Below are 17172 nucleotides of genomic sequence, written 5' to 3'. Positions count from 1 at the left end.
CATGTTATGAACGCCCAAGGAGGAGAAAAAAAGGTTATGAAGAAAATTTTATCCGTCGCTTTGTCTACAGCAATGGCATTCTCGATGTTTGCATCTGTAGCATTCGGTGATACAGCAGTTACACCACAACAACAATTTGATGCATTGAAAGCTAAAGGTATCTTCAACGGTTACCCAGATGGCACAGCTGGTCTGGACAAAGAGATGACTCGCGCTGAGTTCGCGAAAGTTATCACTAAATTGCTCGGCTTGAAAGAGATCACTGGTGTGTACTCTTACAACGACAAAAACTACAACGCTAAAAACTGGGCTGCTCCTTACATTGAAGCAGTAACAGCTGCAGGCATCATGGAAGGTAAAAACGTTGAGAAGAAAATCTTTGACTTCAACGGTAAAGTAACTATCGCTGAGATGGCTACAATCCTGACTCGTGCACTGGATCTGGAAATCCCAACTGAAACTAACAACAGCGCAGCAGCATGGGCTAAAGGTTATGTTCAAGCAGCGATCAACGCTGGTCTGATCGATGCTAACGCTAACTTCAGTGCTAACGCTTCCCGTGAATTGTTGGTAGGTGCAGCATACTCCATCGATCAAGCTCAAAGCTTGAAAGTGACATCTTACACAGTATCCGAAGCTGGTAAAGTAGTTGAGTTCAAAATCAGCGACGGCGAAACTGTTAAAGTAACTTTGGATAAAGCTCTCGAAGCTAACAAAGAAACTGAAGTGAAATTCACTTACAAAGATAAAGAGTTCACTGAGAAAGTTACTTATGTAGTAACTGAAGCAACTAAATTGCAATCTGTATCTGCAGACAACTTGAAAGAAGTAACTGTTACTTTTGACGGTAAAGTTGATAAAGCCACTGCAGAACTGAAAGACAACTACAGATTGAATGCTAATCTGACTGTGAAATCCGCTGTACTGAGCGCTTCTGGAAATGAAGTTGTTCTGACTTTGGATCAAGATCAAGCTTTCAAAAACCAACAAAAATACACTGTAACAGTTACTGGTGTTAAAGCTGGTACTAAAACAATCGAAGCAAGCAATGTTGAGTTTACTCCAGTAGACAACAAGCTTCCTGAAGTTGTAAGTGTAACTGGTTTGGGAACTAAAGCAATCAAAATTATCTTCAGCGAGCCTGTAAAACAATCTTACACAAACAACTTCCAGGTTGATGGTCAAGGTTTCTACAGCTCTCCAAATGTTGAAGGTCGTGAAGTTATTCTGAAATCCAGCTCTGCACTGAGTGTTGGTGAACACACTCTGACAGTAACTGGTGTTGAAGATTTCGCAGGTTTCAAATCCTTGAAATCCGACCACAAGTTCTCCGTTGTTGAAGACAACACAGCTCCAACAATTGCTGAAGCTACTGCAACTTTGGAAAAACTGACTGTAACATTCAGTGAAGATATCGATGACTCTACACTGGATAAAGCTAACGTTTACCACAAACGTGGCGATTCTAAAATCACTCCTAGCAGCGTTGTAAGATTGTCTGCTAACAAATACGAGTTCTACTTCGATACTGATAAAGCTCTTCCTTCTTACGAAACTACAATTTTCGTTGAGAAAGTAAAAGACTTCTCTGGTAACGAAATCACTCAAACATCTAAACTGGTTAAAGCTGAAATCGATACAGAGCGTCCACAAGTTTTGGATGCACGTGTAACGACTGGAACTAAAAATCAATTGGCTTTGACATTCAGCAAACCACTTGCTAGTCAAGATTTCTTGAAATTGATCACTGTTAAAGACAAAGACGGAAAAGTTCGTCAAATCTCCAGTGTAACTTTCAAAGATTCTTCAACTAAAAATATTCTCTTGGTTAACTTCTTCTCGGATCTTCCAGAAGGTACTAACACTTTGAATATTGCTGGTGTTAAAGACGCAACTGTTCTTGGTAACGTAATGCTGGATTACACTACTACATTTAATGTAGGTGATACTACAGCTCCTAATGTTGCCTCGGTTTCCTTCAACGTTTCTGACAATGCTCGTCGTGCAGTTATCGTGTTTGACGAGAAAATGGATCCAGAGTCCTTGTTGAACCGTGCTAATTACTCTTTGACATTTGATAACAAAGAAATTGGTCTGCCGAGCGATGCTTACCTGTCTGTAACACAAGATGGTAAAGCAGTGGTAATTGAATTGCCTGTAACTATCGGAGGCCAAGATGTAAATTCTACTTTGCTTACAAAAGTTAGAGTACAAGGTGTTAAAGACGTAGCAGGTAACTACCTTGCTGGATTTAACACAGTATTGGATCTTGCAGAATACCGTTATATCAGCCTTAAAGATTATAACGATGCAGGAAACAGTGCTTCCCTTACAGGAAAACGTGATATCAAAGTTAAATTGAATCAGTCTGTTTCTCGTGTTGTTAACAAAAATTCAGTTACTGTACCTGGATACGGTGTAACTGATGTTGTTGCTAATGATACAGACACAGTAACAATCAAATTGGATCGTGACGTTTATTCTCCAGCAGGTTTGTCTGTATCATTTAATGGTACTAAATTCATCGGTGCTGCTCAAAATGAAATTTCATTCAACAGCACAACACCAGTTGTGATTTCTTCTAACATTAAAGATGAAGTTAAACCTGAAGTTGCAGCTAACCAAAATGTTTATGCTACAACAGTTACTGGTTCCACTTACACTACTACTGTAAATGTAACAGAGAACTTGAATGCTACTCCAGCACTTGTTGGTTTGTATGCTCAAGATCTTATCGTAACTCGTTTGTCTGACAATAAAGAGGTACCTGCATTCACAAACCAAACTGATTTCCATTACAACGTAGTTCAAGTAGTTAATGCAACTGCGACTACACCTGCTCAATTCATCGTTGAGATTGTTGACGCTAAAGGTAGTGCAAATGGTTACTCTATCGAAATCAAGGATAATGCTAAATATATCCAAGATACTCAAGGTAACGTAATCACTGCTAAAGGTGCAGTTAGAACTCAATAAGTAATACTTTTCTAAAAAAGAGGTCTAGAATTTTTCTAGACCTCTTTTGTTTATTTTTATAGTTGAAATTCAACAACATCGTAACTTTCTCTCCCTATTAAACGTTTATACTATAAGTGCAACAAGCAACATATGGGAGGTTTGGAAGTGAGTCGAAGAAAATTGTTTGTAAGTTTACTCGCGAGCACCTTGTTAGTTAGCTCAACACCTGGGATTGCGATGGCAGCGAGCACAACCAATAAAACGTCAGCCAACAGTTCAAACAGTAGCTCATCGAAGAAAGCGACAATTACAACGAACAAGGTTGTACATACACTAAGTAACTTATCCTCTGTTAAAGTAACATCACGCAGCACCGTGAAACTAACGGATGTGAACATCCTGTCTCAGGATGATGGCAACGTGGTTACGTATACGTTGACTTACAAAAACAATGATAGCTCGCCACTCATGATGATCGATTATTGGAGCAAAGTGAAAACAAAAGGCGGAACGCTCTTCTCACCTAAACTGATTGCGAAGGATCAGGAGAAGAAAACAGTTGCCCCTGGATCCACCGTAGATCTGACGTACGTTATGAAAGTTGGACGTGAAGTAAAGCTAAGCGATCTGAACTTTCTCATCGTTAAATGGGATTTCAGTCAAGCGAACTATGAACGAACGCTGGGTAAGTTTAATGTGCCCGCTTCCTATAGTATTACAACACCCGTAGGGAAAACGAAAACCGTTCGACTTAGTGACTCAGCTGTAAAGATAAAGGTCGCTGGTATTAAGGTATTCCCAGGGGAAGATAAGAATCAGTATGTGAAAATTGGTGTGAATTTAAACAATATTAGTTATAAATTGCTTGAAAACCCGAACATCAAATGGATTTTGCGTACACCAAGTGGAACCAATTATCCGCTTACTCCAGATAAGGATAGTACAAGTGTGAGCATTCAAGCTCAGGCCAATAAAGCCCTCAGCTTGATGGCATCACTACCAACTTCGGTTAAACTGCAAAAATCCGAACTCCTTCTAGTTGAAGAACAGGGCGAGGAGAAAATGGTACTACCTGTAGCTGCACTACAACTGCCAGAAGCCAGTAAAACGAACGTAGAGGTGGCTGCGAATCAGCCGAATATCATATCGGTTGAAGGACAGCGGTTGTCCACACTTCTAGAGTCGGCCAAGGTCCGAGTAGATGATGGAGCATACGATCTCAACATGCAGCTGGTGCTTAAGAATGAAGGTAAGAAAGCGATCAAAGTACCAACATATACTTTTGAGGTCCGTACCGCAGATGGAACGGTGTATCCAATAGAAACGAAAGCATTGGATGCTCTGAAGCTGAATCCTGGAGATATTAAAACGATCAAGCTTAATACGAGTCTTCAAGGAGACGGAGATACAAGCAAGATTAAGCTGTACGCGATGAGTCCGATGAATAAAAGTGAAAGCACGGAATCTGCGACTCCATCTAATAGTTTTGAATTTTCCTACCCTGTAGGCGTTTATGCCATCCCACAAGCTATTTCCAGTGGTGATGGATTAACTACAGAAAGTTTGATAAAAAACAATAAAGGAACCTTTGGTGTTTCTCTAGGGTCTTTACAGCGTCTGCCTTGGTTGGACAGTGACATTGTTGCAGCCAAAGTAACCATTCGTAATGCTGGCACCAAAACAGTACAGCTGCCCGAACTAGAAGCCATGTTTACCATTGACTCCGCTCAAGTTGATGGAGACAAGAAGCTGATCTACACGCAGAGCGGCAAATTGTTGGGAGCGGGTATGACGACAGAAGCCTATCTGTTAACCAAGATTCCTTCTGAGCTTCGTATGAGCCGGCTGGAAGTAAGTTTAATTGAGAAAGTCAGTGAAGAAGAAACAAATGAATGGATTACGTTGAATACATCAGGGCTGATTCAGCCGATTTCTTATGTAGGTACAGGTAAGACATATACGTCTGGTACAGCAGATAAAGAGACGGAGATGAGTGTGCGAAGAACCATTCGTTATCCGGGAACATCATCGGATATTGTGTATACTGAGTTCGAGATGACCAATAAATCACTCCGTCAGAGCGGTCTTGGCAAGCTGGTTGGATATTTTAAAACCTCTGACGGCCAATATTACCGAGCAACCGCCAAACAATCTGAACGATTACCTGGACCTGGCCAAAAGTCGATTGTTACGTTTTGGGCCAAAGTTCCTAAATCAGGCACATTCTCGGATATGCGTCTGATTGTGGGAGAGGGAATTGCTGATAGTAAATTTGTTACGGGTGAAGGAGAGGCAACTGCCTACGTGAATGCACTGGCTTTTGAAGTGCCGCCTACGTCCATTAACGTATTGGGCACTTTAACGAATATTGATCTCTATCCATATACCTTAACCGCTAACAGTGTACGAACATATCTAGCAGGAAGTTCATCGGTTCAGGTAGAGATGAATTACAGTTTGTCGCGTAATGAAGAGATTGAGATGGGCGAGAACGAACACAAACTCATTCTTACATTGACCGATCAGTCTGGCAAAACATTTGAAAAAGAGCTGGCCATAGGAACAGATCTGAAGGCTGGCACCAATCAAACGTTAAGCTGGATTATAGAAGACAGCTTCTTCGAAAAATTGCGTGGTGGTTCGTATCGCTTAACCGTATACGACCAATTCCAAGGACAGCGTATTCGACTGGCCGAGCAAGGATATGGATACGATACATCCAAGCTTCCAAAAGAAGAACCTGAAGAGTTTAGATAAGTTTCCAACCTTTTAATCTCGTATAATTTGACAAGCAAAACCTCGCTTCCATATCATTGGAGCGAGGTTTTGCTTGTCGCACTGGGTATTTTTCTCTATAGTAAATGATAGATAGATTACCAGAGGAGGAAACAAAGCAATGAAACCTTATATGAAAGTATCCCTGGCTGCGCTGGCTATTGGTGTGGGCGTGTGGGTTGGATCTGTATACAGCAACACAGCTATAGGTGCAGGAACAAGTCAACCAGGGACAGCGGATGATCCGGTTGTGACGAAGAGCTATGTAGATCAACAAATTCAAAAGGCTTTAAACGGAGGTACTAATGCTGGATCGGGAAGCTCCGCAGGCAATAATAGTGGATCTACAGGGACAGGCAGCACCGGTGGTGACACTTCGCTTCCACCGGTGGTATCTGGAGCATCTGATGCGGTAGAGATCGTTACCGTGAAGCCGGGTCAACAGCTAATCGGTGCCTCTGGCGCTGAGTTCATTGTACGCAGCGGCAAGGCTGTGATCGTCAGTGAAGGTACAAACGGTGTAGCTGATCTGACGGACGGAGTTGACCTAACGAATGGACAGGCAGCGCCGACCAATCACCTGCTCTCTTTTCCAAGGGATGGACGGGGCATAACGGTATTGGATGGTAACAAGTACAGCCTGACAGTTATGGTTCGCGGCGGATATTCTCTGAAATAGGTTAAGCATTTATTCGCATTTTTATACATTTCATTTGTGTAGATTAACCAGTTCTAACAAACATTTATAAGGCTAGCCATGAGTGTTCCTGCTCACTCTATAATTGTACAAAACCAATTAACGGAGGTGCAGGAATCATGGCTAGAAGCAACCGCAGAGTGGTACCAGAAAGTCGTCAGATGCTGGATCAAATGAAATATGAGATTGCTGCCGAGTTTGGGTTGAATGTAGGGTACGGTCAAAATGCCCTTGCTGGTGCAGATACCGAGTTTGGTTCTGAGCTGGGAGCTGTGAGTGATCATTCCTATGGTCAGTATAAAGGCTGGGGACATCTGACATCCCGTGAGAACGGATCAGTTGGTGGCGAGATTACGAAAAGGCTGATTCGTCAGGCTGAAAAGCAGTTATTATAAGGTTTTTCCTTATCCCACATGGTTTGACACGGCTTGACAAATGCGTTAAGATGGCAGTTGAGGTATGCAACCTTTTCCAGGAGGAAAAGGTTGATTTTTTGTTAGGGCAATTACCTGAAAAATCCTTATCTTCGTAACTGCGGACCCTGCGTCCTTATTCCGCCCGGAAAGCTTTCGAGGGTACAGTGAACGAATCACCGTAAATGTTTTGTTCGGGCAATCGCCATACTACTAGTTATGGGAGGTTGAAACTTCATGTCTGTTAAAGGCCGACATCTATTCACATCGGAGTCTGTAACCGAAGGACATCCGGATAAGATTTGCGACCAGATCTCGGACGCCGTATTGGACGCGTTTCTGGCGAATGATCCAAACGCTCGCGTAGCGTGCGAAGTTTCCGTGGCTACAGGCCTAGTGCTTGTCATCGGTGAAATCAGTTCAGCTTCTGAATACGTAGACATTCCGGCCATTGTACGTAACACGGTTAAGGAAATCGGGTACACACGTGCCAAATATGGTTTTGACTACAACACTTGTGCCGTTCTGACTTCTCTGAACGAGCAGTCTGCCGATATCGCGCAAGGGGTTAACGCAGCTCTGGAGAACCGTGACCCGGCTCAAGTCGCTCGCGAAACAGAAAACATCGGTGCGGGTGACCAAGGCCTGATGTTCGGGTTTGCAACGAATGAAACACCAGAACTCATGCCATTGCCAATCGCATTGTCCCACCGTATTGCACGCCGCCTAGCTGAGGTGCGTAAAAACGGTACACTGGATTACCTCCGTCCGGACGGTAAAACTCAAGTAACGATCGAATACGACGGCGACAAAGTAGTTCGTGTCGATACAATTGTAGTATCCACTCAGCACGCTGAAGAGATTACCCTTGAGCAGATTCAAAAAGATATTAAAGAACAAGTTATCCTGCCTGTCGTTCCGGCTGAATTGCTGGATGAGCAGACTAAATATTTCATCAACCCAACAGGACGTTTCGTTATTGGCGGACCTCAAGGAGATGCAGGCCTGACTGGACGTAAAATCATCGTAGATACCTACGGCGGTTATGCACGTCACGGCGGTGGCGCATTCTCCGGTAAAGATCCGACAAAAGTAGACCGTTCCGCTGCTTACGCGGCTCGCTACGTAGCGAAGAACCTCGTTGCTGCAGGTCTTGCAGACAAAGTGGAAATCCAGCTCGCTTATGCGATTGGTGTAGCCAACCCGGTATCGATCAACGTGGATACATACGGAACTGGCAAAGTCAGCGAAGAGAAGCTGGTTGAGTTGGTACGTAACAACTTCGATCTGCGTCCAGCTGGCATCATCCGTATGCTGGATCTGCGTCGCCCAATTTACAAACAAACGGCTGCTTACGGTCACTTCGGCCGCACAGATCTGGATGTACCTTGGGAGCAAGTGGACAAAGCCGATGCTTTGAAAGCTCAAGCGGGTCTGTAAGTTCAATTGCGATAGATCAAAGCCTTTGGTTCCGATCAGGAATCAGGGGCTTTTTTGCGTACAATGATAAAATAAACACCTTTTATTTCCATTCTATTAAACAAAATTCCTCCGGTGACCGACATAAATAAAGAGGTCTGTATATCAGACAATAGGAAAATGGGTTGATAGGAGGAAGGATGGGTGTTTGTGAAAAAAATGGCCCGTAAGGGATTCATTAGCCTGATGATTATGATGCTAGTTATACAAGGTGGGTTAACCGGATGGACAGGATTGGAATCTGCGTATGCTGCTGACGACCTGACGACAAACGGAATTAGTGCAACAACACCAACACTAAACGCAACACAGGCAGATGGCACTGTGCCGCTGATGATGGAGTTTATTAAACCTGTCAAAAAAATAGCAGGTACTACGGATAAAATCTCGATACGCAGAATTCAGGATGACTCTGTGGTTACAGAGGTTCTCGTAGACAGTGAAACAGTAACGGTTAATCCAGATGATTTATCAGTAGATCCTAATCTGGGTAAAGTTGTACGAATTCAGCTGCCAACACCGCTGCCAGGGGGCACCTTTTATGTCACAGTGGGCAGCCAATCATTTGAATATGCGGATGGACAGCTGTTCGGTGGATTGAACAAAGAATGGACATTTCGCACAGCGGGAGTCAGTTCAGCACGATTAACAGGACAGTTTCCTGCTAATGCAGCAACGAATGTATCGCCTTCTGCCAATATTCAGCTGACCTTTGACCGTGCAGTGAACAAGGGAGCAGGCAAACTGAGAATCTATCAGGGAAGTACAGTTGTAGAGGAAATCGATGCCAATTCATCACAGCTTACTTTTAATGCAGCTAGAACTACGGTGACGATTGACCCGGCCCAAAACTGGACCAGTAACAGTACGATGTACATAGATATACCGGAAGGATTCCTGCGCGATGATCAGAACAATGATACGGGATCTATTCAGCGGAGCACGTGGGGCTTCACTGTTGTATCCGATCCAACTGCACTAACCGTATCTTCCCTGTCTCCTTCGAATGGAGCAACAGGCGTATCACTTACGAATGAATTTACTCTAACCTTCAGCAAAGAGCTGGATACCAATTATAAAGGCTCGGCTACCTTGAAGAATGCCAACGGCGGGATTGTGGCTTCTACCACAGTTATTAATACCTCCAACCCAAGGCAGCTGCGAATTATTCCACAAGCCAGTCTGACGAGCAACACGACGTATACTGTGGATGTTCCAGCGAATGTTTTTCGCGATAAATCAGGGAACTTGTTTACAGGCTTGAATGGTGCGACATCGTGGTCCTTCAGAACGTTAACGGTGGATACCACACCTCCTGTACTCAAGACTGCAAAAATGTACAGCAATACAATTATTCGATTGACCTATGACGAGCTGCTCTCAACTCTGGATCCGTTTTCTTCCAGCTTCACGGTAACGGTGAATGGGGAAAATCGGAATGTAAGCACCTCCTATGTATCGGGAGACAGTGTACATGTTGTGCTGGATACGGGGGTAGCTGTTGGCCAGGTTGTTAGAATTGCTTATGCTCCTGGAACGGGAACACGCAAAATTCAGGATTTATCTCTAAACGCCGCTGCTGCCTTCTCGGCTAGAGATGTGGAGAACAGTCTGGACTCTATTATGTCGAAGCCTCGTGAAGGCAGTGCCTACAACAATACCATCACACTATACTATCCGGAGACGGTCTATATCAGTTCCAGTGACGCAGTGAGACAATTCAGCGTTACGGCAGATGGATCAGCTGTCGGGATTAACAGTATTTCAACGTATAACAGTTCGGTAGTTACGCTAACTCTTAGTCGTTCCATCCAAAATGGTGAAGTCTTGCGAGTGTCTTATGCGCCTGGATCCTGGCCTGTAAAAGATAGCCGCGGACAGGCACTTGCCGGATTCAGCGGATTCTATGTTCGTAATACAATTGATACGAAGCCGCCTGAATTCAAAAGTGCAGAAGTGAGCGGCACGACCATGTGGATCAGATACAATGAGCCGCTTAGTCGGACGAATAAACCACTCAAGAGTCAATACTCCGTACTGGTAGATGGTAAGGCCGTTTACGTGAATGATACGGAAATTGAGGATGATCTGATTACTTTGACGCTGGCCAATACTGTAGCCAGTACACAAAACGTCACGTTTTCTTATGTACCAGGAACGCTTCGTTTAACTGACCTGAATGGAAACCCTGCAGGTTATGTTAACTTGGCTCCAGTAACGTACACTTATGGTAACGGAAAGATCCTATCAGCTACCCTTCAAGGGGACAAGGTATATATTAACTTCCGTGATGCACTCCAGGCTCAAACGGCTCTTACGGCTTCCCAGTTCAGCGTTCAGCTTGGGGGCACAACAACAAACGTAATTTCTGCTTCAATTACTGGATCAGTGGTTACGCTAAATCTCTCCACTGCTGCTACAGCAGGTCAAACGGGTACAGTCAGTTATACGCCAGGGGCTGTTCCATTGCGGGATGCGTTGAATAATACGATTGCTGCATTTGGACCACTGGCCTTACAACAAAGTGGAAGTTCAACCGGCAGTCAGACAAGCGGGCGTCCTTCATGGTTGACCGAGCTGGAGGCTTCGAGCTATGGACAGGCATTGTATGTGATGAGCAATGATACAGCTACTGCAACATCTACGATGTCACGCAATAACCGTTCCACGCAGCAATACAATGTAGATGGGGCAAAGCTGATGCAAGCTTATCAATACGCCACGACCAATGGGAAAACGGGACAACCGGTTGTGTTGGAAATTCCGGGAAGTGACTCTTCTGCATATATTGGATTCCCGTTGAATACTCTTGCTCAGGTTGCTTCCAGTAATCGAACAAGCTCCATCGGAGTCAAGTTCGGAGATCGCTTGTGGATGGTTCCGCTGTCCAATCTTGATGTAACTGGCTTGCTTCAAAGTGTAGGAGGCAATACGACAAGTACTGATGCTTCCTATCTTTACGTGCAAGTGGAGACTGTGCCAGTGTCCAATTCGGGAACCATAGACGGTATGTTAATCAGTGCCGGAGCGCAAAAGCTGGGAAATGTTACAGAGGTATATCTCTCTGCGTTTAACCGAAATACAAACCAACGAGCCGAGCAGAATATCAAAAGTCAACTGTCGATGCAGCTTCCATCCAATACACCTACATTGACTTCTGGTCTGACCTATATTGATCCGGTAACGCTGGTCTTGGCAAATGTACCGCATACGTTCTCAACGACATCTGGGGGATTGATTGTCAAAGGACAGTTGAATGGTAATCAGACGGTAGTTCCGGTCAACCATTCTGTTAGCTATCAGGATACGGCCAGCCACTGGGCTGGCCCAGTGATCAAAGAACTCGCATCCAAGTGGATCATTGGTACAACGAATGGTTCTTTCTATGGACCGAATCAGAAAATCACACGTGCCGAGTTTGCCGAGTTGGTAGCCAAGGGGCTGGGACTGAAAGGTGATCAGACCGCAGCGCGTCGTTTCCGTGATATTCGCGGTGGTGACCTGACGAGTGCCTACATTGGTGCTGCTGCAGAAGCAGGAATCATTACGGGGAATACAGATGGAACCTTCAAACCAGATAGTCTGATCACCCGTGAGCAGATGGCTATTATGATGGTTCGTGCGTTGAGTTACGGTGGAAAGCCGGTATCACTTCAATCATCAGCGGCTTCAACATTGTCCAAGTTCAAGGATAGCAGCAAAATTCAATCCAAGGATTCGGTTGCCAAAGCAGTTCAGGAGGGTATCATCCAGGGGATGACATCCAGAACATTTGAACCTCAAGGTAATGCAACTCGTGCACAAGCTGCAGTAATGTTGAAGCGAGTGTTGAATCAACTGGGTTACTTGTAATTTGGAACGTAGATGAATATATCAATGCGACTTCAAGTGTGGCCATTCCATGCCATGCTTGGGGTCTTTTTTTGTACGGAATACCCTCAAAGTTGGCTGCGGGCGTAACTTTTTCCACGAAAAGCAGTCTATTAATAGTAGAGTATACTAGGGATCTGGCTGTTCTCTGCCATTTTTGGCAGGACACTTGATGTCTAAGATTGATATACAAGATGGGAGAGACGTTTCAAACATGCTGGGGAAACACGGGAAACCGCTGGAAGACGTGAAGGGCAGCAAGGCGAAGAAATGGGCAATTGTGACACTGGCAGGTGTGATCTGGATTGCACCGGTTTTGGGAGCAGGGCAGCAGGTCTGGTCGGGAACGACGTGGCAGTCGGTAGCTGCTGCGGCATCTACAAGTACAAGCAAGTTAAGTGAGGAAATTCTGACTTCCGGCGCGAAGCTCATGAAATACAAATATACAACCACAAGATCCGGCTCGAAAGTGAATGTGCTGGCAGACGTAATTCAGGTAGATCTGCAAAACCCTTATGTGAAACTCGATGTGATGACAGGTAAGGGCGGCAACTTGAACAGTAAACAAAGCACAGGCGGCATGGCCAAGGAAAACGGTGCAGTTGCTGCCGTGAACGGTGATTATTTTAACGTATCCGGGGAGCTTGCTCCAATTGGTGGACAGGTCTCAGACGGTGTTCTGATCTCCACACCTTCGGAACTGACAGGTATGTATGCTCTCATCGTGACTAAAGATGGCAAACCGATGATCGACGAATACTCTTTCGACGGTACGGTGAAGGCCGATGACGGTTCTACGTTTGCTCTACGCGGAATTAACAAGGAAGACTATACGGTAGAGTCAGGCTCGGTCAAATACAGTCACGCCAACTCGATGTATATTTATACATCTGCCTGGACTTCAACCAAGCGTCCGAATGACCCTTCTACGACACCAACAGAGGTGCTGGTACAGAATGGCGTCATTACGCAAATTTCCGACAAAAAGGCACTGGACATGACGGTACCGGAGGACGGGTACATTTTGCGTGCACACGGAACAGCCGCTACCTGGATCATGACTCACCTCTCCGTGGGACAGACGCTTAATGCGGACTACAAGCTCGTAGCCAAAACAACCGGACAATCGGTGGATCCAACCAATCTGGACATGATGATTGGTGGTCATACCATCCTTGTCAACGGAGGCAAAGCGGCTACTTTCTCCCGTGATATCGCCTCTTCCGGTATTGGAGGTATTCGTGCGAGAACAGCGGTAGGCTATTCTCAGGATGGTCGATATGTCTATATTATTGCGGCTGAGAAAAACAGTAACAGCAGCGGCTTGTCGCTGACTGAATTGCAATCCTTCATGACCAGTATCGGAGTATGGAAAGGCATGAACCTGGACGGAGGCGGCTCTACCACCATGGTGACACGTCCGCTTGGGGAAGAAAATGCTAGTCTGACTTTCAATACAGAATATGGCACAGAGCAGCGTCAGGTCGTAAACACACTCGGCGTATTCTCTACCGCTCCGGAAGGCAAGCTGAAAGGCTTCGCTGTAAGTGGCAGTCAAACGCTGCTGGTAGGACAAGAGGGCGAGTATTCAGCCAAAGGGTATGACACGTATTACAACCCGATTGCGACCGGAGACATCAAGCTGACCTGGAAATCAAGCAACAATGGCATCGTCAGCGTGAGTAATGGCGTGATTAAGGGTGTTAAACCGGGAACGGCTACGCTCACAGCAACCAGCAACGGAGCATCTTCTACCGTTAAAGTAACGGTGCTCGGTGGAAGCGAGCTATCCTCTCTGACTGCAGGTTCTGGTCGTGGCTCGCTGAAAGCGGGAACGACCATGTCGATCCCTGTGACTGCGAAGACGAAAGATGGGCAAAGTGTAACCGTTCCGGCTGATTCGCTGACATGGGAATTTATCGGTTTCAAAGGTAAAGTGGCTGGCGATCAATTAACGGTATCTTCTGTAAATTCAGGAGCACAGGTTGGATACGCAATCGGTCGTTATGACGGCTACAGTACGGTCGTTGTTCTTACGGCTGCTGACAGCGAAACCACCTGGGAGAACTTCGAGAATGTAAGTTATCCAATCAACTTTACAACGAACGCCACTGGCGTAACTGGTTCAGCAGCCGTAACGGCGGGTACAGGTGAAAAGGCTGGCTCCAAAGTGCTTCAGCTGAGCTACGACATGACTGCAGGTACAGGGAAAATGTATGCTTATGCCCAATTGAACGGGACAACAGGCAGAGAAGTATCTTCAGCCGCAACGTCCATGTCGATGGATGTAATGGGTGACAAGAGCCTGAACTGGCTCCGTGCAGAGTTTACGGATGCCAATGGGAAAACCGTATATGCTGATCTCGCGAAGGCCATTGACTGGAGCGGGTGGAAAAAGGTGAACGTGGACCTGAGCGGTCTGAACATTGCATATCCAGCCAAGCTGAAACGTGTCTATGTAGTCAATGTAGAAGAGGGCCAGGATGAGCGCGCCATGACAGGTACCGTTGCATTTGATAACATTGCCTTCACCATGCCATCGAAATCCAGTGAAGTAGGACTGCCTACAGGAACAGCTTCCCTTGTACTTGGACAGAAGTCGATGACAGTGAACGGAACAAAAAAGGCAATTGATGCAGCACCGGTGCTGAAAAATGGTACAACATATGTCCCAATCAAGCATGTGCTGGATGCCTTTGGAGGACAGGCAAGCTGGGATAGCAAAAATCAGCGGATCACCGTTATTCGCGGCGGGAAACTGATTGATCTGGTCGTGGGACAGAAAGAATTCATCTTGAATGGAAAAAGACAGAGCGCAACAGTAGCCCCATATGTATCTGGAGGTAGGACTTTAGTCCCTCTTCGACTCGTTTCCGAGCAACTTGGATTGACTGTAAAATGGGAACAGAAAACGAAGACCGTTACCATCTCATCGTGATATGGTATGATATATACCGGAAACGATAGAAATGGAGTCGAACTAACGTGGATTTACAAGCCGATGCCATAGACCGCGTCATTAAAAACGCCATACAAGTCATGGAAAACAGCAAATATCAAATGTTCGAAATCATGGACTCAACCCGTGAGGAGCTAAAAACTCTAAATGAGGAGTTGAAGTCGGTTCTGAAGGAGACGGCGGAAACGATCGAGAAAGTAGATCAATTGGAGCTCAACTACCGCCGCTCCCGGATCCGTCTGACTGAGGTTAGCCGTGACTTCGTCCGTTATTCCGAGCATGATATCAAGCAGGCGTATGAGAAAGCGACGCAGTTGCAGCTGGACCTGATGATTTATCGTGAGAAGGAAATGTATCTGAAGGCCCGTCGGGATGACCTGCAGAAGCGTGCCAAAAATGTGGAGGCTTCTGTGGAGCGTGCTGAAACGATTGGTTCGCAGATGGGGGTCGTACTGGAGTACTTGTCAGGTGAGCTGGGTCAAGTGACCCGGATCATTGAGTCCGCCAAGAATCGACAAATGATTGGTTTGAAAATAATTTTGGCCCAGGAAGAAGAGCGGAAGCGCATTGCACGTGAGATTCATGACGGGCCTGCGCAGATGCTCGCCAATCTAGTACTTAGGACGGAAATTGTAGAAAGAATGCTCATTAAGCAGGATTTTAAGATGGTCCAGGCCGAAATAATAGATTTGAAAGGCCAGGTTCGTTCCAGTCTTGAAGAAATGAGAAAAGTAATATTCAATTTGCGTCCTATGGCACTGGATGACTTGGGATTGATTCCAACGCTTCGGAAATACGTGCAGGATTTTGAAGTAAAAACAAAAATTCGCTCGATTTTTGAAACAAGAGGCAAGGAACACCGCTTGTCTTCTGCAATGGAGGCTGCAATCTACCGTCTCGTGCAGGAGGGTCTATCCAATGCTGCAAAGCATGCTTATCCCACTCATGTTGTAGTGGAAATTACATACCAGGCTCAGCTCGTCAAAATTGTCGTTCAGGACAATGGGCTTGGCTTCAAACCGGAGCTTCTTGCGAAGAAAAGCAAGGATCACAACCATTTCGGTCTGATTGGGATGAGAGAACGGGTTGAACTGCTGGAAGGCAGAATAGAGATTGAATCCGCAGAAAATCAAGGAACCAAAATCGTGATTCATATCCCGACAAACGTGGATAAGGGAAAGGAGTAGCAGGATGGAAAACCGTGATACTGGTAATACATCAATTAAAGTTCTTTTGGCTGACGATCATCAGCTGTTCCGTGAAGGGCTAAAACGCATTTTGAACATGGAGGACGATATTGAGGTCATCGGCGAATGTGGCGATGGGATTCAGGTGCTTGAATTCTGTAACCAGGAGAAGCCGGATATCGTTCTAATGGATATCAACATGCCTGTGGAGAACGGGGTTGAAGCGACGGAGAAACTGCGTGAGCTGTTCCCGGACGTTAAAGTCATTATTCTTTCTATTCATGATGATGAAAGTTATGTATTTGAGACTTTGCGTAAAGGTGCCAACGGATACTTGCTGAAGGATATGGAAGCTGAATCCCTAATCAATGCGATTCGTTCCGTTCATGAGGGGCATGCGTTCATTCACCCTAAAGTAACAGGCAAACTGATCATGCAGCTGCGTCGTATGACGTATCTTAATGAAACAGGTGCGATGAGCGAAGGTGCTTCAAAAGAAGCTGGGGTTAAATTTGTCGCTGGCGATAACAACCCGCTCACTCGTCGTGAGGCAGAAGTGCTTCGTCTGATGGCTGAAGGTAAGAGTAACAAAATGATTGGTGAATTCCTGTTCATCAGTGAAAAAACGGTGAAAAACCATGTCAGCAGCATTCTGCAGAAGATGGAAGTAGATGACCGTACACAAGCCGTTATTAACTCCATCAAGTATGGTTGGGTTACGCTCTAATACACGTATAAGATTTCCTGTTAATAAAATTAGAATGGTACCATAGATATCTGTTCACTCGCACCCTTCCCGATTGCCCGGATTGGTCTGCGGGTTAATGGACTTTA

9 protein-coding genes are annotated in these 17172 nt (G+C 45.4%); all 9 read left to right on the top strand.

Features of this window, described 5'->3' with window-relative positions:
• Positions 1 to 36 precede the first annotated feature (36 nt).
• A complete protein-coding gene (locus tag PIL01S_RS08790; protein ID WP_164764197.1) occupies positions 37 to 2976 on the top strand; it encodes an S-layer homology domain-containing protein in 2940 nt (979 codons plus the stop codon).
• 147 nt (positions 2977 to 3123) lie between these two features.
• Positions 3124 to 5715, top strand: coding sequence for a hypothetical protein (locus PIL01S_RS08785; protein WP_127537228.1), 2592 nt, complete (start codon positions 3124 to 3126; stop codon positions 5713 to 5715).
• A gap of 139 nt (positions 5716 to 5854) precedes the next feature.
• On the top strand, positions 5855 to 6412 hold the full coding sequence (locus PIL01S_RS08780; RefSeq protein WP_127537227.1) for a hypothetical protein: 558 nt from the start codon (positions 5855 to 5857) through the stop codon (positions 6410 to 6412).
• Between the two features lie 137 nt (positions 6413 to 6549).
• Positions 6550 to 6825 (top strand): alpha/beta-type small acid-soluble spore protein, encoded by a 276-nt coding sequence (locus PIL01S_RS08775; RefSeq protein ID WP_095291345.1) that lies wholly within the window; start codon positions 6550 to 6552, stop codon positions 6823 to 6825.
• 255 nt (positions 6826 to 7080) lie between these two features.
• Positions 7081 to 8283 (top strand): methionine adenosyltransferase, encoded by a 1203-nt coding sequence (metK, locus tag PIL01S_RS08770; protein ID WP_127537226.1) that lies wholly within the window; start codon positions 7081 to 7083, stop codon positions 8281 to 8283.
• A gap of 183 nt (positions 8284 to 8466) precedes the next feature.
• Positions 8467 to 12174 carry a SwmB domain-containing protein gene (locus PIL01S_RS08765; protein ID WP_127537225.1) on the top strand — a complete coding sequence of 1236 codons (3708 nt, stop codon included), beginning with the start codon at positions 8467 to 8469 and terminating at the stop codon, positions 12172 to 12174.
• 232 nt (positions 12175 to 12406) lie between these two features.
• Positions 12407 to 15130 carry a stalk domain-containing protein gene (locus tag PIL01S_RS08760; protein WP_127537224.1) on the top strand — a complete coding sequence of 908 codons (2724 nt, stop codon included), beginning with the start codon at positions 12407 to 12409 and terminating at the stop codon, positions 15128 to 15130.
• Between the two features lie 47 nt (positions 15131 to 15177).
• Positions 15178 to 16338, top strand: a complete 1161-nt coding sequence (locus PIL01S_RS08755) for a sensor histidine kinase (protein WP_095291353.1) — start codon at positions 15178 to 15180, stop codon at positions 16336 to 16338.
• 4 nt (positions 16339 to 16342) lie between these two features.
• Entirely contained in the window at positions 16343 to 17065 is a 723-nt protein-coding gene (locus PIL01S_RS08750; RefSeq protein WP_095291355.1) for a response regulator transcription factor, read from the top strand.
• Positions 17066 to 17172 lie beyond the last annotated feature (107 nt).

This window comes from Paenibacillus illinoisensis NBRC 15959, assembly GCF_004000925.1.
Lineage (GTDB): Bacteria > Bacillota > Bacilli > Paenibacillales > Paenibacillaceae > Paenibacillus > Paenibacillus illinoisensis.
The sequence above is the reverse complement of the archived record's forward strand: the minus strand, read 5'-3'. Positions and strand labels throughout refer to the sequence as shown.

Excerpts from the sequence above, each read along its gene's own strand:
- PIL01S_RS08750 (WP_095291355.1), top strand. The coding sequence starts at position 16,343 with ATGGAAAACCGTGATACTGGTAATACATCAATTAAAGTTCTTTTGGCT.
- PIL01S_RS08760 (WP_127537224.1), top strand. The coding sequence starts at position 12,407 with ATGCTGGGGAAACACGGGAAACCGCTGGAAGACGTGAAGGGCAGCAAG.
- metK (WP_127537226.1), top strand. The coding sequence starts at position 7,081 with ATGTCTGTTAAAGGCCGACATCTATTCACATCGGAGTCTGTAACCGAA.
- PIL01S_RS08775 (WP_095291345.1), top strand. The coding sequence starts at position 6,550 with ATGGCTAGAAGCAACCGCAGAGTGGTACCAGAAAGTCGTCAGATGCTG.
- PIL01S_RS08790 (WP_164764197.1), top strand. The coding sequence starts at position 37 with ATGAAGAAAATTTTATCCGTCGCTTTGTCTACAGCAATGGCATTCTCG.
- PIL01S_RS08780 (WP_127537227.1), top strand. The coding sequence starts at position 5,855 with ATGAAACCTTATATGAAAGTATCCCTGGCTGCGCTGGCTATTGGTGTG.